Annotated in this window: 12 protein-coding genes and 1 pseudogene; 5 read left to right on the top strand and 8 right to left on the bottom strand. The window is 43.6% G+C overall.

The window, feature by feature from the left end; genetic code table 11:
• Positions 1-9: 9 nt before the first annotated feature.
• Entirely contained in the window at positions 10-1,059 is a 1,050-nt protein-coding gene (locus GRQ40_RS16865) for a taurine ABC transporter substrate-binding protein (RefSeq protein ID WP_159720443.1), read from the bottom strand.
• 95 nt (positions 1,060-1,154) lie between these two features.
• A complete protein-coding gene (locus GRQ40_RS16860) occupies positions 1,155-1,952 on the bottom strand; it encodes an ABC transporter permease (RefSeq protein ID WP_159720441.1) in 798 nt (265 codons plus the stop codon).
• 410 nt (positions 1,953-2,362) lie between these two features.
• Here GRQ40_RS16860 and GRQ40_RS16855 point away from each other — a divergent pair, with 410 nt between their 5' ends.
• The gene (locus GRQ40_RS16855) at positions 2,363-3,601 is read left to right on the top strand and encodes an MFS transporter (RefSeq protein ID WP_159720440.1); all 1,239 of its coding nucleotides are present in this window, start codon (positions 2,363-2,365) and stop codon (positions 3,599-3,601) included.
• 201 nt (positions 3,602-3,802) lie between these two features.
• On the opposite strand, the gene GRQ40_RS16850 is transcribed toward GRQ40_RS16855, so the two are convergent.
• Both GRQ40_RS16850 and GRQ40_RS16845 read right to left on the bottom strand, forming a co-directional pair.
• Complete coding sequence (locus GRQ40_RS16850; RefSeq protein ID WP_159720439.1) at positions 3,803-4,399, bottom strand: class D sortase; 597 nt, start codon at positions 4,397-4,399, stop codon at positions 3,803-3,805.
• A 1-nt stretch (position 4,400) separates the two neighbouring features.
• Positions 4,401-5,714 (bottom strand): processed acidic surface protein, encoded by a 1,314-nt coding sequence (locus GRQ40_RS16845; protein WP_159720438.1) that lies wholly within the window; start codon positions 5,712-5,714, stop codon positions 4,401-4,403.
• 754 nt (positions 5,715-6,468) lie between these two features.
• Between GRQ40_RS16845 and GRQ40_RS16840 the strand changes: the two genes are divergently transcribed.
• Complete coding sequence (locus tag GRQ40_RS16840; RefSeq protein WP_159720437.1) at positions 6,469-8,400, top strand: S-layer homology domain-containing protein; 1,932 nt, start codon at positions 6,469-6,471, stop codon at positions 8,398-8,400.
• Between the two features lie 81 nt (positions 8,401-8,481).
• Here GRQ40_RS16840 and GRQ40_RS16835 read toward each other — a convergent pair whose 3' ends face one another.
• Positions 8,482-9,399 (bottom strand): S-layer homology domain-containing protein, encoded by a 918-nt coding sequence (locus tag GRQ40_RS16835; protein ID WP_044745031.1) that lies wholly within the window; start codon positions 9,397-9,399, stop codon positions 8,482-8,484.
• 239 nt (positions 9,400-9,638) lie between these two features.
• Positions 9,639-10,580, bottom strand: coding sequence for an ABC transporter substrate-binding protein (locus GRQ40_RS16830; protein WP_159720436.1), 942 nt, complete (start codon positions 10,578-10,580; stop codon positions 9,639-9,641).
• A 1,343-nt stretch (positions 10,581-11,923) separates the two neighbouring features.
• On the opposite strand from GRQ40_RS16830, the pseudogene tnpA reads away from it, so the two are divergent.
• A pseudogene (gene tnpA, locus GRQ40_RS16825) lies at positions 11,924-12,313 on the top strand (IS200/IS605 family transposase); the annotation flags it as partial.
• A 12-nt stretch (positions 12,314-12,325) separates the two neighbouring features.
• Entirely contained in the window at positions 12,326-13,435 is a 1,110-nt protein-coding gene (locus tag GRQ40_RS16820) for an RNA-guided endonuclease InsQ/TnpB family protein (RefSeq protein ID WP_066145232.1), read from the top strand.
• Between the two features lie 83 nt (positions 13,436-13,518).
• Here GRQ40_RS16820 and GRQ40_RS16815 read toward each other — a convergent pair whose 3' ends face one another.
• Positions 13,519-14,085 carry an SH3 domain-containing protein gene (locus tag GRQ40_RS16815; RefSeq protein ID WP_159720435.1) on the bottom strand — a complete coding sequence of 189 codons (567 nt, stop codon included), beginning with the start codon at positions 14,083-14,085 and terminating at the stop codon, positions 13,519-13,521.
• A gap of 337 nt (positions 14,086-14,422) precedes the next feature.
• Complete coding sequence (locus tag GRQ40_RS16810) at positions 14,423-17,377, bottom strand: SH3 domain-containing protein (protein ID WP_236546359.1); 2,955 nt, start codon at positions 17,375-17,377, stop codon at positions 14,423-14,425.
• Positions 17,378-17,965: 588 nt separating this feature from the next.
• Here GRQ40_RS16810 and GRQ40_RS16805 point away from each other — a divergent pair.
• On the top strand, positions 17,966-20,254 hold the full coding sequence (locus GRQ40_RS16805; RefSeq protein ID WP_236546358.1) for a S8 family peptidase: 2,289 nt from the start codon (positions 17,966-17,968) through the stop codon (positions 20,252-20,254).
• Positions 20,255-20,341 lie beyond the last annotated feature (87 nt).

The following is a 20,341-nucleotide window of genomic DNA, read 5'->3' as shown; positions in this document are numbered from 1 at the left end:
CTCCATTCTTTATTGGTAAAGCTCGCTTAATAATGCTTTTTGATAAACGTCAAGACTAGGAGAAGATGGTATGTTTTTCTGTTTAGCCATAAAATCTCCCGTGTCTTTTAATATTTTGGCTAATTTTCCTGGTTGATTTGGTTCACCAAAAAAGTCTTTTTGCTGTGAAGCGTCCAGCCAAATAATTTGCTTCATGGTTTTTAAGCTTTCATCAGGGGACAATCCCAGTTCCTTCGAAAGTACTTGAGCAGCCTGCTCCGGCTGGCTGTGATAATAATGTACCGCTTCATCTAGAACAGAAATATAACCTTTTACAATGTCAGGGTATTTTTGGGCGAACTCTTTATTGACAATTCCAAATTCTCCGGTTACCACGCCTTTTTGTGCTAGGTCATTGGAGGTGATTATTACGCGTCCGCCTTCATTGATAAGCTTTGTCTGTGTCGGCTGCCAAATATAAGCGCCGTCGATATCCCCACGTTGCCAAGCAGCGTAAATATCAGGCGGCTGCATATCAAGCAAGGTGATTCGCTCTTTTTTCGGATCAATGCTTGCTTCTTTTAAGGCTCCGAGCAAGCTAAAGTGAGAGGTGGAACTAAATGTAGTCGCAATTTTCTTTCCTTTTAAGTCATGCAATGATTGGATGCCAGAAGATTCTTTGACCACGAGCGCTTCACTTTCACCGATCATATCGTGAAGATAATACACTTTATAAGGCAGCTTGTTAGCGATGCCGATAGATCCCGGAGGGGTGCCGACAAGACCGAAATCAATGCTCCCGCTTGCCATGGCATTATTTACATCCCGGCCGGAATCAAATTTGATCCACCGAATTTGAATGTGGGGATATTTTTTTTCAAGCAGCCCTAATGCTTTGGCTAAAAGCTCCCCGTTTGGCGACACTTGGTATCCTAGCTTGATTTCCTTAGGCTCATGGCTTGATGCCGTGTTTTGGGCAGCTGTTGTCGCGGTGTCTTGCTTGGAGCAGCCGATGATGGCGCTTGTTAGCATGAGCAGAAAAATTAGCAATAACGCACTTGACTTCCATTGAAGCTTCATTTTTTCCCTCCATCCGTTGCTTATGATTGATCATTATTCGTTTCACTATTCTGTCTTTTTGTGTGAAATCAAAGTTTATCAGCGATGATGATCGCTTAAGAGTCTTGTTTCCCCACCCAAGAGAATTGCAAGTGCTGGTACAATCGGATGAGGCTATCCATAAGAATAGCGATTCCTCCCATTAGAATGATTCCGACAAAGACGATGTCGCTCCGCAAATATTTGCTAGCATCTAATACCATCCACCCGATGCCTGAAGTAGCGGCCACCATTTCAGCCGCGACCAGCGTAGCATATGTAACCCCAATGGCGGTGCGCAAACCGGTTATGATGTCTGGCAAGCAGGATGGCAAGATGATATATAAAAGGACTTTCGGTTTGGTAGCTCCTAAAGATCGTGCTGCGTTGATTCGATCTTGCGGCACCCTCTGCACACTGGCCACCGCTGCAAGAAACAGAGGAGCAAAGGCGCTTAAGAATAGCAGGGCTACTTTTGATCGATCATCAATTCCTAGCCATAAAACAAGCAAAGCATAATAAGCCAACGGCGGGAGCGGTCTGTAAAATTCGATGATGGGATCAAAAAATGCAAGGACGTATTTGGAAATCCCGCAGAAAATCCCTAACGGTACAGCTGTGAACAAGGCTAGGATTAAAGCGATAAAAAGCCGGTATAAGCTATCGAGTATATGAGAGCTTAACGAAATGCCTTTATATCCGTCTCTTAGTAATTCTAAAAACGTTTGCCATACAGATTGAGGGGATGGAAGAAATACAGGATCGACCCATTTGAAATGGGTGCTGACTGTCCAAATCATAAGTATGAAGGCGACGCTGATGAAAGAAACCCCTCTAGCAAGCACATGCTTCTTATATGTAGATCTTGGTCCCATTGGTCATCTCCCTTCTTTAAAATTTAACGTTCCTTTCGTTCAAGGAAGCAATAAAATTGTAAATTCCTATATGATTACCTGGAAATATGGTAGCAAGTGGTTTTTGCTTTGTCAATATTTTTTTGCGTTAAATTAAAGAAGGAACATGTTGCTCATTTTTAAAATTGGGAAATACGCAGCAAATTTTGCGTAGAAATAAAATGTGAACCTAATATAAAATACAACTTAAAGATGAGAATGGATTTTTTTCATTTGCAACGATCAAGATGACTGCCAGTGCGACAGCTTTTGATCCCCCAAGCTGTTGTGGGTTGGCATGATGATAAAGGAGCAAGGGTATATGGCAAGTCGTCCAATTTAAATATTCTCCCACGTTTTCTATCATTACTAAGAAAAATGGGGGATCTTATTTGAAAATAGAACGGCATTTTCTAGTGCTGATGCTGGGCCAATCATTGGCCAATATTGGTGATGTGCTTTATATTATCGGTGTGATGACGACGATTTACCGCATGACGGGATCAGCTGTGGCGGCGTCTTTCATTCCGCTGACCATTACGCTGGCGATGTTTATCTCCAGCGCTCTCTTGCCGCTGTTTATCGGCGTCAGTTCTTTAACGAACCTATTGGCCGGTTCGCAAATCGGCAAAACCGCGGTTTTGTTGGGACTCGGTGCTGTTGTTGCAAAATATGCAGACGCGGATCATGTTTATGTAATCTTCGCCATGATCAGTGTGATTGCTCTTCTTGATGGATGCGCGAATCCGCTTGGGAAGGCGCTAATTCCCCATTATGTGGAAGAAGAGCGGCTAATTCAGGCGAATGGGCTGACGGAAACGGTGACACTGCTCATTCAAATTGGCGCTTGGTTTTTTGGCAGCCTGCTATTAGCTGTATTTCAACCAAGCGGGCTGATTTGGCTTGCCGCTGCGTTGTTTACATTAGCAAGCCTGCTGTTTTGCTTATTAAAAAAGGTCAAACAGCACGAAAGGGAGCGAGGATCACGGTGGCAGCAGCTGACGCAAGGCTGGCAAACGATTGCTGCGATACCAGCATTAAGAACGATTGCGGTCATGGAAGGTTTAGAAACGGTTTCTAGCTCTGTTTGGATCGCTGCCATATTAATGGTGTACGTACAAGAGATGTTAAACGTGCAGGAAATATGGTGGGGGTATCTAAACAGCGCTTCCTTGATTGGCCTGATGCTCGGCAGCTTATTATGCGTAAAATTTCCTTTATGGGTGGACCGGCGACGGGCAGCGTTGATGGCATGGAGTTCGCTTGTGTCTGGCATGGCGACGATTGGGATAGGGATGACGCGAATTCCAGTGCTGGCGCTTATTTTATCGGCTGTCATTGGCTGCTTTAGCCAATTGAAGCAAATTCCACAACAAACACTGATTCAAACGAGTGTTCCAAAGGAACAATTGGCTGCTGTCTATACTTCAATTGGAACAATATCCACCGCTATATTTGGAATTTCCTCTTTGATTATGGGATGGCTTTCCGATACGTTCGGTGCCTCCATCGTGTTTGTTTTTTCAGGGCTATTGCTTTTGCCGGTCAGCGTCATCGCTTATGCGAAGTCATCATTATGGAGGAAGACGCAGCGGCAGGACGGACGAAGAGGCGACATGGAAAAGGAATAGGGAGTTGCCATGCGCTTGAAATAGGAGTGGATCGCATAGCAGACCGCGTTGTTTCGTGCGACCCTTCATTTAGCGCAAGCAAGAAAAAACCGGAGCAGCTGTTTCCACATGCGGAATGGCCGCTCCGGTTTTACATAGGCTAACGAAGAATAAAGCCGTTGTTTTTCCATGCGGATCGTGCTTTGTTTGTTGGCGGAACCCTCATGTTTTTTCTGTTTTCACAAGATTGGCAACAAGTACATACCGTTTTGGAGCCGCTCCAATATAGTGAAACGGATAGCACGTGGAAACGGTCAACGTAGCTTTTGGTTTTGGCACAATGACGGTCCGGTCATTGGCGTCGACAATCCGCACTTTGCGGACTTTATAAGTAAACTCACCAGCTTCGGTTTTGACAATGAGGAGATCTCCTTTTCCCACGTCACCAAGCCTGCGAAAGACGGTGTCGCGATGGCCAGCGAGCACACAGTTGTCTGGCTCACCGGGAAGGACGCTTCCAGCGTAATGGCCGACGCCCTTCTCAAGCTCGTCTTCGTTCGTGCCGTGATAGATCGGCAATGCGGCGTTTAGCTTGGGAATGAGAAGCTCCCCCATTTGCTCTCCAGTTTTTGGAGGATGACGGTAGACGACATGTGCGGCTTTGGCCGATACAGCTGGTTTTGCGTCTGCTGTTTTGGTTGGGATCGGTTTAGAGGCATGAATGCCTTTTTCCCATTTGTATCCATAGAATAAGATCAACAAAAGACCAGCCGCCATCAGGATGATACCGAAAAAGCGGGTGATGGTTCGTTTTCGCATTTTATTTGCTGTCTGCTCCTTTTCGAGTTCGGAATAAAAAGGCTCCAATGGCCACAAGAGCAACGCCAGCTAGCATGTTTGCCGCATAAGGAGCAGCCGTTTTTGGCAGCTTGGCTCCTGTTTCCGTTCTCTTGACTGGTTTTGGTTTAAGTTGTTTTTGGATTTGTACCACTTTTCCGCCTTGTTTCACATCATTTCCGACTTCTTCAAATAGATCGGAATTGAACATATCGGCTGTCAACACAAAATCAGCAAGCATTTCTCCTTGCTTGTTGTAAATTTCGATGAGAAGGTCATAGCCATTGGTCGATTCAAGAGTCAGCAATGATGATAAGCTTAATGGTTTTTTCTCGCCAGCTTTTGTTAGGTAAAATTGAACATCCAGCTCAAACAGGTCAAGCATGTCATGAAGAACATCGGCAATTTCCGCTAATTGAGCAGGAGACAATTCGGTTGCGCTTGTAAAATCGTACGCGCCAATGGCGGCTAAGCGTTCTCCGATTGCCTCCATTTTGCTTGCGAATTGTGGATCTTCAAGATTTAACGATCCAAAATGATTGTACAATTTTTCCAATTCGTCATTTGTCAGACCAAGCTCATCCAAGTCAGGCATTAGATAATCCACGACAGCCATTGCCAGCTCTTCGACAGTCGTATAATGGCTTAATGAATCACCGTGAGCGGCTAAAAGCTTCTCCAGCTGCTGCTTCGTTAAACCAAGCTCTTTTAAAAATTCATTTAACGCTTCTTCAGTAAGCGGAGTGAGGCTTTGATAATAGTCTACGGCATCTGCTAAATCCCCAATGGAGCTGTAATCTTCTAAAGATTCTCCATGGTTTTTTAACAGTGCCAGCAATTGCTCTTTTGTCATATGGCGTTCTTGCAAAAATTGGTTTAATGTTTCATCTGTAATTGGAGTCGAATAGTCATGGAAAAATTCGACATAATCAGCCAGCTCGTTGTAAAATTTAAACACATCGGTGATTGGTTGATTTGGTTCGAGTTCACCATTGTCAATCAGCATTTGTTTAAGTTCGTCTTCGGTCATTCCGTATTCGTTCAGCAATTGCGCCAAGTTCTCTTCTGTCAGCGCATCACCGAGCTCAGCGCGGAGTTCGTCGACGCTGTCAAAATCATCAAGCGTATAATCGTAAGAGTCTGCTAAGTATTCCTCCAATTCTTCGACTGTCATGCCGATTTCATTCAAATAGCTTTGCAGCTCTGGATCGCGGGAATCCATGGCAAAAGCAGAAACAGGACATGCCGCGATGGCGAGCGATGTAGCCAAAGCGAAAGGAATGAATTTTTTTCTCATGTGTAAGTAACCCCCTATGTTGTTGTAATGATTACGTGATAAGTATAAACGAACGCAAAATGTTCCGAAATCTAAAAAAATGTAACATTAATGTAATTAAATTGAAATTATGTATAACTAATCATTTTGAAGGAAGTCGACGTGAATAAAAATAGCGCAACGGTGCTTGCCAGATGGTGATGCAGATAGAAAATCGCGATCAACAAGATGCTTTCATCAATTTGAAGAATAGCCGTCATGGGGAAGAAGGCTGTGAAATCATCCTGTATGAATATCACGTACACACCGAAAGTCGGCGGGAGAGGTTCATCTGCGCGAGAAAGACAGCACAAGAACATATGTTACCATAGTGGGGATGATGAATCAATAAGAAATGGTGGGAATGCTCTGTTTTCAGGTTTTTTGACTTCGGCTTGTTGCTTTCCGAAGACGGTTCGTTCCATCCACAAGCTGCCCCCTATCATTTTTCACAAGTGTTGATGATTATTATTTTACTAAAAATATGGAATGATTGAGCTAGACACCAAGCAATGTCAATGGGCTTTTATTAGATCATCAACACACCTGATCATTTTTTGTGAAAATGAACAAATCCTTCCTTTTTCCTTTGTGGGGAATGTTTTTCTTAATAGCTGGGACATATTGATTCATATGTTTTCACTCCTATCATGAAATTGGTATGATTCGTTAAGTTTTGACAAATTTGGACGATATAAATAAATGTAAGAGAGTGTTGAAGAGGGAGGGGAATAGAATGAATAAAGGTTTGCGGCATGTTGTTTTTGTATGGTTGGCTGTCTTGATCTATATGGGATTTTGGCAGGCTGGACACGTGCACGCGGAGGAAAACGTGCGCGTCGGCCTCGTTGTTTCACAGCTCAGCGAAAGCTATGCTTTCATTGAAAGGGCGGGCGGTTATTCCAACGGGACTTATATTCAGCCAAAGCTGATCGGCTCGTCGATTAAAAATAAACGAATCAAAGCCCAGTTATTGCTTGAAGGATTAGGATATCAGGTGGAACGCGTCCATGATGCGCAGTTAAGCGATCCAAAGCAACTGGCGACATTTGATGTGCTGTTTTTCCCGAATACCGTCATGATGTCAAGACAGCAACGTCAAGCAGTGAAGGAATATATCAAAAATGGCGGCGGAGCGATTTTTGCGTTTGCCATGGCGAGGAATGACAGCGCACGTTATCCGTATAAAGAGACAGATTTGGATGTAACTCCGGTGATTTACGAGACGAAAACATGGATTTGGGAATGGGACAATTTGAGCGAGGTCTTTCAATCCGCCTTTGTGAACGATGTAGCCCTTGGCAACTTTACGATCAAAGCGGCAGGAAGCCACCCCATTGTCACAAATACGTTAAAACGATTAGGAAAGACAAGCCTGCTTCTTGAAAATCGCCGCTTCGGCAAGTACCAGCCGACATGGGTTGAAATCATAAAGCCTTATTCTAATAATAGCTATGCTACCCCCATTTTGCAGTATGAGACGATCGGTTATTCCTCTGTGCCCGAGCATACACCTCCTAAGACAGGAGCGGCTTATGCGATTGAATACGGAAAAGGGAAAGCGGTTTGGTTTGGATTTCAGCTATTGGATTATATAACGGTCGATGAGCGTCTATCTCATGAGTGGGAGGAAAAGAATCCTGCTGGACGGCTGGAGGTCAAAGGGAAAGCATGGGATGATTTGAATGGCGGTGAAGATTTAAAAACGTTGGTCAATGAGAGTGTTCGCTGGGCAGCGCAGCCATTAGCTGTATCGCACCCAATCGACCGTAAAGTAGCGATGACATTAACCGATGTCCGGGCCTATCCGCGTCAGAGCGATTATGTTGTATATGGCACAATGAAAGCCAAGAACAACGGAAATGTGATTTCGCGCGGGACGATGCGAATCGAGCTAACCGATCCTTCAGGAAAAGTGAAGGCATCTTATGAAAAGTATGTAGTGGGTCTTGTACCAAAAGGAGATAGCTATCCAGAAAAATTTGCGCTCACACTTCCGAAAAATATCCCTGTAGGGAACTATAAGTTAACGGCTTTCTATCGCGCAGGCAGAAATGCTCAAAGCGGAGTAAAAACGGTCGGCTATACGACCATGATTTCAATTAAAGATCATAAAAAGAGCGCCTCGATCCTTCCTATGGCTCCATTTAAAGATGTGCCGACGCGTTATTGGGCAAAGGCGGACATTGAGAATTTAGTAAGCTTAGGAGGCATTACAGGATATAAGGATGGAACATTTAAACCGGAAGCGCCTGTTAGCCGTCTACAAGCCGCTGCCATGATTGTCCGTTCGCTTGGATTAAGCACAAAAAATCGGCCGAATCCGCAACTGCAAGATGTCAAACCGGGACAATACGGGTATGAAATCATTGCAACTGTTATCGATGAGGGGATTTTTAGCGGCTCCAACGGGCGTTTTCATCCGGAAGCTCCTTTAACGAGAGAGCAGATGGCGAAAATTTTAGTGAATGCGTATCATCTGACCGGAGAAGATGACGTTCGCTTTCAAGATATTGACTCGACGCAATGGTCAAGGCCGTACATCGCCACATTGTTAGCGAATCAAGTGACCAAGGCTAGCGGACTTTTTCGTCCATATGAACGAACGACCCGTGCGCAGTTTGCGGCCTTTGTCAATCGTTCATTGCAGGCGGTCGACAAAGGATAAAATCGTTGGCGAGAAGGCGGCGAAAGCCTTTTGCTTCTGACGATAAAAGAGCGCCCTTGAAGGCGCTCTTTTATCGTTCGGTTATTTTTTTGTAATAGTGGTTTGAGCGTATAGAGTGATATTAGTTAAATTTGTTGCTGGATCCAACGTATCATAGAAATTGGCAGATGGGAAGTTGAGCTCGAGCTGTTTCGACTGTTTCGCATTTAAGTAAACTTCGTTTGACTCGAATTCAAACAATCCGCTAGCAATCCATTCGCCATTGCTGGTTACCAATACAAGCGAATCGTTGACTTCAACAGGATAAGAGAAGTTGTTTTTCGCTTCCACTGTAAGAGTTAAGCTACCATCTTCTTCGAAATGATAGCTGACGGCTTTTAACAATACGGCCTGCTTAAATGAGTCATCTAGTACTCTTGCCATGAATGCGGAAAACTGTGAACGCTTCAAAGGTGCATTCGGACGGTACGTATTATCGGAATATCCTGTTGTAATGTTGTTATCAACAAGGCAAGAAACATAATCGTACAACCAGCTTTCGACATCAACATCGTCAAATTCTGAGCCGAAGGCATAATCTAAATGATAGGCTTCAGCAAGGATTTTTGCCATTTGTCCTCTTGTTAGCGTGTCCCAAGGCTTGAAATAGCCGTTGCTTCCTGTCATGATGCCTTCGTCTGCAAGTGTTGCTGCATACTCATATCCGTAATCGCCTGGTTTAAGATCTTTGAAATTAGGATTTGGGCGGTTTTTTGTATCGAGCCCTAATGCTTTCACTAACATTTCAGCAGCTTGCATGCGTTTAATGGAGTCCTCCGGAAGGAATTTTCCATTTTTCCCGTTGATAATTTTTTTGCTGGCTAAATAGTTGATTTCATTATAGGCCCAGTAGCTGGAATTGACATCGGAAAATGAACCAGCTGCGGATGTGAGATTTGCCGGCAACACGAATGCCGCGGCTAGACAAAATAACAATGCGCGAAGAAATAAACGTTTCATTTTGACCCCCTGTGTAATCTTTAGATATATTTGTCGAATTTCATTATAAAGAGAAGCTGAGAGTTTGAAAAGAGTAAGAATTTATTGGAAAATAAATAGGAATGTTCATAGATTGCGATTTTTCATGCCCATTCATCGATTTATTCCAGAAAATACATAAAGACTTTGAACGTGCCATAAAGGATGTTCCCAAGACTGTTTCCAAAATTGGTCTGCATAAATCGTGTGAAAACATTCTATTATTTGCTGAGCATCGGTACAGCGGATTTTAGGAAATTCGTTTTGCTCCACGCTGTGCCGCCTTGTGCCAGCGGATCCACCACGTTGACGAACACTTTCTTATTTTTCACCGCTTTGATATTTTGCCAAATCGGATTTTTTTGCAGCTGCTTCAAGGCATCCGTCTTATTTTTGTTTTCGTCTGTCGAGAATTGAACAAAGATATAATCCGGGTTCATGGCGCTGAATTTCTCAAGAGACATCACTTCCTGAGATTTCGCCTTTTTAATCTCGCTCGGCACCGTCAATCCTAAATCTCTATACAGCGTAGGGTTGAAAAACACATCCTTATTATAAATCATAATGTTGCCATTTCTAATTCGGATCGCCACCACTTTTTTCCCTTTCAGCTTCGTGCCTAACTTTTTCTTAGCCGTTGCCAGTTGAGTTTTGTAGCTTTTGATAATGTTCTCCGCCTGTTGTTTCTTTCCCGTTAATGTAGCGAGCAGCCGTAAATTGGCTTCCCAATCTGTCGAAATATGGGAGACGGGAATGGTAGTAGAAATCTTTTGCAATTTGTTCAGTACATCTTTCGGGAATTTGGTAGAGGCTAAAATGACATCTGGTTTTAACTTGACGATGGCCTCCATGTTTGGCTGGGTTTTTTCACCAATGGATACCGTAGAACCGGTAATTTTTTTGAACATACTTGGAAATTTACCGCCAACCGTGATGCCCCCAGTCGGCTTCACGTCTAGCACAAGGGCATCTTCCATCGTTTCCATGCTTCCGGTGATCACGATTCTTTTCGCTGGCACAGGAACGGTATACGTCTTTCCAAGATATTTAATTTTGGTCGTCTTGCTGGTCGCTGCCGCCGCTGGCGATTGCACTCCGCCAATGGCTAAGAGCGCGATAAGTAGAGCAATAAAGCTACGATAAAGCCACTTCCGTTTTTTCATAAATGAGCCCCCCTGTTTTATAATGATAATGATTATCATTAATAATTATAAGTGGGTCTTTTCGCTCATCCATAGACAGGATCCAGAAGTTATTTTGGACAAACTCCATAAAACAGCGGCAACGTTACCTTTTTTGTCCTCGTCACCTTGGATGGATGTATGCGTAACAGGATGGTTGGTATGGAAGTTTTTATAGGACTTTTTGCATATTTTTCATATATAAGTGCTTAATGATTGCGGTATTGGAGCCATTGGCGAATGAGCTAGATCGAATAAGAAGATGGAACATAGGGCCGGCTCAAAAAGCAGAATTTGATTTTTTCGATGATTGGAGGCAAATCACGGGCTTGCCTCGGCCACATCTAAGCGCCGCCATACTTGCCTATTCAACTAAAGAGTCATTTCACTCCCCTATATAAGTTGAAACGTGTTGCAACACGTATAAGTACATAAAATAGTATTGATTCGTTTAATCCCAAGGGATGAACACTCACATGATTTTCATAAAATATGTAACATCATCCATCGAAAAGTCTCCACCTCTAAATGGAGTGGAGGAGGATTTGTTCCCTAAGAGCGGTTGATGATCAGTTCTTTGCTTTGTCCGACTGAAGAAGGATTCTAAAGAAGCAATGTAGAACCTATCATGTATGTAATAACATGGACAATAAAGAATAAATTTCTATTGTTATCGGATTATTGGAACAACAAAATGATTGGATTTGGCGAGCGCGCAAGCAAGACCTATGGAGCAAAGGTCTCTGCCTTGCCCCATGATGGATCGAGAGAAAGCCTTGTGATAAGCGGCTATAGCGGCAAAATGAGGTACAGTGAGTAAGAGTAATATTGATAAAAATGAGGAATAATGTTCATATGCAGGAAAGGTTATGGCGTTTTAGAAAAAATTACGACATAATTCGACAAAATATTCTTTTTTCAGTAAAATATCTAGACAAAATTCGACAAAATTTTTATAATGTAATTACGGTAAGATTTTGGTGGGTAAACCATTGATGAGGCTACCAACTGAAGTTCATGGTTACCCAACAGCTTTTCGCCAGGCGAGTATGCCTGGTCTTTTTTTATTTTTATGAATCAACGCTGACTGAATAATGATGATTTTTGTCGAAAGAAAGATGTTGACTTATATTATAGATTTATGATAAAGAGATCCGTTGCCTACCACATTTTTAACATCTTTCCGAAAGAAGTCTCCCACTTCTAAACGAAGTGAAAGTGGGAGATGAATTTCGGTTAGGCGTAGCCTAAAGTGGTCTCTTTTTTTGTGTGTTATGATATAATTAGTTTTAGAAAAATGAAAGGCCGTTGTATCAATGAAATGAGACAATAATAACCATTCAGTGTTCCTGTTGTATTATCATCTTGTTCTGGTTGTAAAATATCGCAGAAAAGTGATTGATGATACCATATCTGACTATGCAAAAGATATGTTTGTGAGATTGGGTAAAAATTACGATATTTCCTTGGTCGAATGGAATCACGATATGGACCATGTGCATATTTTGTTCAAAGCACATCCAAATAGTGAATGATCAAAGTTCATCAATACCTATAAAAGTGCAAGTTCTCGACTGATCAAAAAGCATTTTCCGAAAGTGAAGAGAAAACGGTGGAAAGAATATTTTGGGTCAAGAAGCTTTTGCCTGCTTACAACGGGTGGTGCGCCCATTGAAGTAATAAAAAAATATATAGAAAATCAAGGTATGAAGTGATGTGGTGTCGATATGGCAAACAAAGCCTATCAGTTCCGTCTATACCCAACAAAAGAACAAGAACAACTGCTCGCCAAAACTTTCGGTTGTGTCCGTTTCGTGTATAACAAAATGCTTGAAGAACGCATACAAATTTTTGAAAAGTTCAAGGACGATAAAGAATCCTTGAAACAGCAAAAATTTCCGACCCCTACCAAGTACAAAAAGGAGTTTCCTTGGCTAAAAGAAGTGGATAGCCTTGCGCTGGCAAATGCCCAATTGAATTTGCAGAAGGCGTTTCAAAACTTCTTTTCTGGCCGCGCTGGATTTCCAAAGTTCAAAAACCGCAAGGCGAAACAGTCGTACACCACAAATGTGGTGAATGGCAACATGAAGCTTTCAGATGGCTATATCAAGCTGCCCAAACTGAAATGGATCAAGCTCAAGCAACATCGGGAGATTCCTGCCCACCATATCATCAAGGCTTGTACGATCACGAAAACAAAAACAGGAAAATACTATATTTCTATTCTCACAGAGTACGAACATCAACCTGCACCAAAAGAAGTACAAACGGTTGTTGGGCTTGACTTTTCCATGAATATGCTGTATGTCGATAGCGAGGGTAAGAGAGCCAATTATCCTCGATTCTATCGCAAAGCATTGGAAAAATTAGCGAAAGAACAGCGTAAATGGTCTCGTAAAAAGGAAGGCTCTAATCGTTGGCATAAACAGCGTCTGAAAGCAGCGAAGTTGCATGAGAAAATTGCCAATCAGCGCAAGGACTTTCTGCATAAGGAATCGCACAAATTAGCGAAACGGTATGATTGCGTGGTGATTGAAGACCTCAACATGAAAGCAATGTCCCAAGCCCTCCATTTCGGTCAAAGCGTTCATGATAACGGCTGGGGCATGTTTATCACTTTCCTTCGGTACAAATTGGAAGAACAGGGGAAGAAGCTGATCAAAATCGACAAATGGTTTCCATCATCAAAAACTTGTTCGTGCTGCGGTAAAGTTAGGAAGTCTCTATCGCTTTCTGAGCGTACATTCCGCTGTGAATGTGGATTCGAGAGCGACAGGGACGTCAATGCGGCCATCAATATCAAACATGAGGGCATGAAACGATTAGCGATAGTCTAACTTGTCCTCGAACCGTGGGGCACACGGGGATCGCTCGGTCAACTTCTCATCATGAGATGGGATTACCCGAGAAGCCCCCACCTCTAAGCGAAGCGTAGGTGGTGGGAGTATGTCACGATATGATGATAGACAATAATAGGCACCGCAGTGGCTAATCCGGCTACCTGTTTTTTATGAATATAGGCGGTAGTGCCGGCAAACATGATTTGATACCAATCTCCATGGGTTGCGGTCACTTGAACAGGCGTATTTTTATAAAGGACGCCGATCGGCTGGCCGAAGCGGGGGGCTTGATAGACCCAGATGTTTTCTTTTGGACGAACCGTTTGAATCGCTTTTGGTGATGCGAGCGGTGAAAGAGTAAACGAACGATTCAGCTCTTTCACTCGCTGTTGATAAATATAGTATGGCTTGCCGCCAATTTCAGTCACATACCAATTTTTGTTGTATTGTATCGCATAAAAAGGCTGATTTTTATACAATTTCCCGGCTGGTTCAAGCCGACCGTGAACTTTACGACAAAAAAACGTACGATCGTCTGTCGCTTCGATCTTTTTCTCAAAATGCTGCGGAATCCAGCGGGCGGCTGCGACTACTATAGCAAGAAGGGCCATACAGATCGCTGCCACTATATAAGATATTCGCTTCATAGAAATCTTCTACCTCCACTTATGTGTAGCGCCATAGGAATGGGGACTCCTCCCATTTTCCTGACGCGAATGTGTTGACAAACCTCGAAATCACGTCGCTTCCAGGGTTATCGAGCGACTTTTCAATCCGTGAAAAACAGCTACATCTTGCCTGCTTTCCCCCTCCACTTTGCTTAGAGGAGAGGAATTATGAGATGCTCCTTCCCAATAAATGAAGGAGAACAGCTTCATTCAGAAAACAGGAGCGGTCTCTGCTTGCAGTTTTAGAAGCAGCAGAAAAAGCCAGTGGAGAAAATCGGCACGATTTTCTCCACTGGTTTCATTTTGGATTTCTTCTTTATTTGCTTGACTGGTATACAGGGATATCGAAAATTAATGTATAGTTATCGATCAAATCATACAAGCGGCTAATATTGGACACTTGCTTGACGGCCCAGCCGATATCGGTTGCATATTGATGGGTTCCCGGATTGGCTGGATTCCATCTCATTTTATACAGCGTGTCTTGTTTATAGGTTGGATTGCTGATATATTGGCTGGCGATGTATTGAGCGCCCCCAATAATAGCAGCTTCTGGAGTAAACCAGCCCTGTTTATAGGCGTATTCAGCCCCGCATGTATTCGGACAACTGTCATAAGCGCCAATGCCGTACATATTATAGACCGTTTTTGGAGTGACAGGCTTGCCGTCGACTTTATCGACTAAGATGCCATTCGCCAAAGCGGAAGTTCCGTTCCCTGTTTCCAATAAAGAGTGTGAGATGAGATAAATTTCATTGATATGGTACTGTTCCGCTGCATCGACAAATGCTTGGCCTTTGCCTGATAAGATGCCCTTGTTGGCTAAAATTTTGTTGTTAATATCGCTGACAGGAACACCGGCTGTTTCTGATAATACAAGAAACTGAAAATACTCCTTGCTGTCGCGACTAAAGCGGCTTGGATCGAGGTAAGAAAGCACATCCGCTTGTTTGGCATTTTTCCAAGGGCCAAAGTCGATTTCGTACCAATCGCCCACCTTCGCTTTAATGTTAACGACAGCTCCTTGCTTTAATGTTCCCACAATCCAGTAAGTTTCTCCGGCTCCTTCCCGTACGTTCAAGGTAGTGGCGGTAACCGTTCCTTTTGTTGGGAACGTTGTGGCGTTTTGTACTTGAACATAGGCGGAGTGGACATATGATTTTTGGTTTCTGTACAAATCGGTTTGCGGATTTTTCGTCATCTGAATAGCCAGCATCTCATCAAGCGTTAAGTTATACTGTGTGTAACGCAAAATTGGGCCGACTTGAATGTCATTTTTTAAAACATATCCAATTCGCCCTGACAGATCAATGACGACAGCGTCTGTTTCATCACGAATGATCGGATAGCTTTGCCCCTGCTTAAGGATGGCAAAGCGGACGAGGCTGCCGGTTGATTTGTCATACACAGGCACATCAGCGAGCGTGAAGAACGTTTGGTTTAGCGGCTGAAGTCCTTGGTTTTCATTTTTTACATTGATTTGGAATGGAGGTCTTGTCGACTCTTTCCAAACATATCCGAATTTTTGCCCGTATTTAATCTTATGCCAATTGCCTCCGTCGCTCACCCGCGGAAAGACTTGTCCCTTTTCCAAGTAAGCAACCGGCACGAGCGCTCCTGTACTGTTATCATAGACAGTCACGCGATCTTCGATCACTTCGAAATAACGGTCGGTCGTTTTGAACGGAAGCTTGACGCTGCTTTTATGGACATATCCAGCTCGTCCTGACACATCAACCATGTACCAATTGCCGCTGTCCTTCAAAATCGGATATTTCACGCCTTTTTGAATGGTCGCAAATTTCACAAGACTTCCTGACGAATTGTCATATACAGCTGTATCCGCGATGGTCGTAAAATATTGCGAAGTCGGCGCTAACGAATTTAAGTTTTTGATACTTGCGCTTGTAGCAGGCTCTGTGGATTGCTTTAACACATATCCATAGCCGCTACCATACTTGATCTGATGCCAGTTTGCGCCGTAATCTTTCACTCTTGGAAACACTTGTCCTTTTTCAAGCGTGCCCACCTGTACGAGCTGCCCAGTGCTATTGTCATAGACTGGTAGAGGGCCATTCACGACTAAGAAGTAGCGGTCGCTGCTTTTAAAATCGACATGCACGAGACTTTTATGGATATAAGCGATTCTTCCGGAAATTGAAATTTCATACCAATTGCCGTAGTCTCGAATAATCGGATAGGACAGCCCCTTCTGGATCGTAGCGATTTGAATCAGTGAGCCAGTGGAATTGTCATAGACTGGGGCATCGGCTGTTGTCGTGAAAGTGCTTGCGCCGCCCGTCTGTGTGCTAGTTTTTAAGTTTGCGGAGCTGACGGGAATGGTGCTGCTTTTTAATACATAAGCGGTTTTAGAACCGAATTGGATTTCATGCCAGTTCGCGCCGTAATCCTTTATTCTTGGAAACACTTGCCCCTTCTCCAAGGTGCCAACTTGAACGAGCTTACCCGTGCTGTTGTCGTAGACAGGCAATTTGTCGACTGTGACTTGGAAGTATTTGATGCTGGCAGTAAACGCCGTTGTTTGTACAGCGGCCGTTGCTACAGATGCACGCGGTTGACTTGTTTGTCCAGACTCTGCCGGCTGGCTTGCTGGTGTTGTTTCTGTTGGCTGGCTTGAAGGAGCTTCGTTTAAGTTGCTTGAACTTTCCGAATCTGTTGAATCGGTTGAGTTTGCCGGATCTGTTGATGTCGTGGAATCAGCTTCGGATGGCTGATGATCGCTTGGCTGCTCCGTTTTTGTAATCGAAGCGGTTTTTTGAATATAAGCTAGTTGGCTTCCGATCACGACTTGAAAGGCTTCGTCCGTTTCTTGGAAGATGGGATAGGTGTCGCCTGGAAGTAAATATCCAATCACTTCTCCGTTTTGCGAATAAACGGCCGATTTCTCCTGAATTTGCACATACGAGTCATTAGTGTTATCAGAATCGTATGAGTAGTCATCAGGCGACGGAGGGTCGATGCGTTGTGTATGCACTACATCGACATAAGCTAATTCCTTTCCCCACTGAAAATAAACGTGTTCTCCTTCTATCTTGGCAACTTTGACAATCGCTCCTTTGGCTAACTCGCCTATAGGCGGAGTGTCTTCACTTTCCTTTACAGCTGTTCCGTCTTGCACGACCTGTATGTATGGAGCGGGTAGTTCAGAACTATCTGTCGCTGCCGACGCATAAATAGAAGGTGAAGCATAGGAAATAAGCAGCAATAACACAGCAACTACACTATAAAGTTTTTTGAATTTCACAAACATCTCAATCCCCCAGTAAAATTATGTAAGATTTATAGTGATACAAAACAAATTATATCATTTTTCCCAATAAAATGACATAGTTCGATGGGGCTATCTCACGATAATTGGAATTTAATAGATAAAAAGTTACCAAAATTCCCTAGTATGATCCTACATTTACATCTTCTTGAGATTTGCGCTGATATCATAGTGAAGAATGTTTGTCGACCATCTGGGGACATGTGTTTAGAGTTCTTTGGAAAATATATGGAATTGGTTGTAGAACGGTTTTCATATACGCTATAATGAGGGGACAAATGGTGTTTTTACGTATGGAGCAGAGCATGTTTGCCAGAACGTGTAGACAACAAAGTAACGAGTGATAGAAAAATAGACGATTCAAGCTAGGTAACGAAAATCATAATTTCTTCATAAGGATGTTTATGAAGGGGATGGAATTTGCATTATAGGAGAAAAAAACGCGGTGAGCGGCTGCTTTTGTTCGAGATTTACTTGCAGAAGAGAGGCGTCTTCCATAAACCAAAAAGGAAGGGATCACTCATGGAGAATGGGCGATCCCTTATTGATCATATGAGGACGGTGAACAGTGTGAACAGAAAACTCATCCTTGGTTTTTTTGCTGTTATTCTTTTTTTTGTTTTCAATAGGTCCTATGCTCACGGCCAAGCGTTATCAGAGTGGCTGATTTATTTTCGTACGCAAGACGACTATTTGCAATTTCTTCAGACGTATCAAAGCCGAGTGGAAGATACCGGAAGCTCTTTTGTGGTCAAAGCGCGTTTTAGCAGCGATGAAATCAAAGCAGTTGAACAATTGCCTATCGTATCAAGGGTAGAGCCTAACTACCAGAAAACGCTGGCTGAAACAACGGCTTTTAATGATCCCTTCTTTTTTCAACAATGGGGACTGCGAACGGTAGGTGCAGAGGTGATTGCGCCGTCACGAGACGGGCAAAACCTTTTAGATGGTCGGGAAGTCATTGTGCAGAATCAATCATTTACATATGAGGAGCAGCCGTTATCAGCTTCAAGCTTTTCTTTTTTATTGAATGGCATGAAATTATCGCGGTTATCGCTGGAAATGGATCACGTGGAGGGAAACTGGCGGCTTGAGGTGAAAGATGGGCAAGGCAATGAGCTGGCAGCGAATGAAGGGAATACGGCTCAACTGGACGTGCTGCTGCCCCAAAATCGTACGTACGATACGATCCATATTTTGATTCAAACGAATGGCTGGTCCAAGCAGCCGATCGTGAAGAAGGCGGTCGCTGTTAACCATGTGACGGTCGCGGTGATTGATACAGGCGTTTCGGTTCACGAAGATTTTTGCGGAAATGTTCTTTATAGCTTAGGAAAAGATTATGTGGATGGAGACGGGATGGCGGTAGATGAGAACGGACATGGGACTCATGTGGCTGGAATTATTGCTGCTTGCCCGAACAACGGAAAAGGAATCGTTGGTGCAGCCGGGTCCGCTCCTGTTGATATTCTTCCTTTAAAAGTGCTCGATGCGCAAGGGACTGGCGGAGATTTTGAAATTGCCCAAGCGGCGAATGATGCGGTTGCTATGGGAGCCAATGTGATTAATTTTAGTTTAGCGGGGAAAGGGAAGACGCTTGTTTTAGAGCAAGCGATTTCTCAGGCACTTTTGAACGGCATCCCTGTTGTCGCTGCCGCGGGTAATTGGGGAACATCGCTGCAGGATATTTATCCTGCCTCCTATCCAGGCGTGATAACGGTTGCGGCTATTGATGAAAAAGGCGGCGTATTGCCTTATTCGGATTACGGATGGGAAGTGGATGTCAGTGCACCTGGGGCCAATATTATCAGTACCTTTCTAAATGATACCTATAAATCTTTAAGCGGCACTTCTATGGCAACGCCATTTGTTACAAGCGAGGTAGCTATGCTGAAAGCGGAGCATCCAGAGCTGGATGTGATCCAGATTCGTAAGATGCTCTCGGAAACAGCCTTAGATATAGGGGAAAAAGGCTACGATATCCATTCTGGATATGGAACCATTCAGATCGCTAAGGCGCTGCAGGCTTCGCCGAAAGCGGCACTAGATTGGCTCATCATCAAAAATGGACAGCAACTGAATTTCTCCCAGCCACAGCTTCTTGGCGTATCGAATGGGCTCGTCGGGAAAAATGTATATATTTGGTTGGACGATCAGTTGATTTTAAAGAAAAAGGCTGATCGCACATGGATTTCAGTGACGCTGCCGGATATTCGCTCAGGAAGGAACGAAAAAACGTTAAAGGTGATCGCGGTGGATGACACAGGTACGATTTTAGCAACTGACGAACGGTTGATAAAAACGGCGAATTCGTCTTCGGCATCGTTTTCGGATGTGCCTGCTTCATTTTGGGCTTATCAAGAAATTCAGCGAGCCTACCAACAAAAGCTTATTAACGGTTTTACAGACGGCATGTTTCGGCCAAACCAGTCGCTATCAAGACGTCATGCAGTGATGATGATGAACAGGTTGTTTCATTGGCCGCTTCATCATATTCAGCCGCCATTTGCCGATGTGCCGATCGATTTGGCAGGAGCGCTTTCGATTTATGCTGCATACGACCAGCAAGTAGTAACGGGCTATAGCAATGGAAGCTTTGCTCCTGAAAAGCTTGTGACGAGAGCGCAAATGGCGGTTATGCTGGCGCGTGCATTAAAGCTGAGCGAGCATCCATTTAGCGGGCCACCTTATCCTTTTAAAGACCTCTCTGATCCGGGTCATTTTGCTTATGATGCCGTTCAACAACTGGCGGACAAAGACATTATTTCTAAGCAAGACTATTTTCGTCCTAATGAATATTTAACTCGCGCCCAATTTGCTGCATTGCTGATAAGGGCCTCTGATTATCTACAAAAATAGAAGAATCCTATCGATTCTTCTATTATTTATTTTTCGACATTTTTGCGTCATTTATTGTCAAATGAGGGTTGAAGTTTTGGACATAGT

It is taken from the genome of Anoxybacillus sp. PDR2 (assembly GCF_009834045.1).
GTDB classification, from domain to species: Bacteria; Bacillota; Bacilli; order Bacillales; family Anoxybacillaceae; genus Anoxybacteroides; species Anoxybacteroides rupiense.
Note: the sequence above shows the minus strand (reverse complement) of the source record. Positions and strands in the feature narration are given on the sequence as shown.

Excerpts from the sequence above, each read along its gene's own strand:
- GRQ40_RS16845 (WP_159720438.1), bottom strand. The coding sequence starts at position 5,714 with ATGAGAAAAAAATTCATTCCTTTCGCTTTGGCTACATCGCTCGCCATC.
- GRQ40_RS16860 (WP_159720441.1), bottom strand. The coding sequence starts at position 1,952 with ATGGGACCAAGATCTACATATAAGAAGCATGTGCTTGCTAGAGGGGTT.
- GRQ40_RS16830 (WP_159720436.1), bottom strand. The coding sequence starts at position 10,580 with ATGAAAAAACGGAAGTGGCTTTATCGTAGCTTTATTGCTCTACTTATC.
- GRQ40_RS16820 (WP_066145232.1), top strand. The coding sequence starts at position 12,326 with ATGGCAAACAAAGCCTATCAGTTCCGTCTATACCCAACAAAAGAACAA.
- GRQ40_RS16850 (WP_159720439.1), bottom strand. The coding sequence starts at position 4,399 with ATGCGAAAACGAACCATCACCCGCTTTTTCGGTATCATCCTGATGGCG.
- GRQ40_RS16835 (WP_044745031.1), bottom strand. The coding sequence starts at position 9,399 with ATGAAACGTTTATTTCTTCGCGCATTGTTATTTTGTCTAGCCGCGGCA.
- GRQ40_RS16865 (WP_159720443.1), bottom strand. The coding sequence starts at position 1,059 with ATGAAGCTTCAATGGAAGTCAAGTGCGTTATTGCTAATTTTTCTGCTC.
- GRQ40_RS16815 (WP_159720435.1), bottom strand. The coding sequence starts at position 14,085 with ATGAAGCGAATATCTTATATAGTGGCAGCGATCTGTATGGCCCTTCTT.
- GRQ40_RS16840 (WP_159720437.1), top strand. The coding sequence starts at position 6,469 with ATGAATAAAGGTTTGCGGCATGTTGTTTTTGTATGGTTGGCTGTCTTG.
- GRQ40_RS16810 (WP_236546359.1), bottom strand. The coding sequence starts at position 17,377 with ATGTTTGTGAAATTCAAAAAACTTTATAGTGTAGTTGCTGTGTTATTG.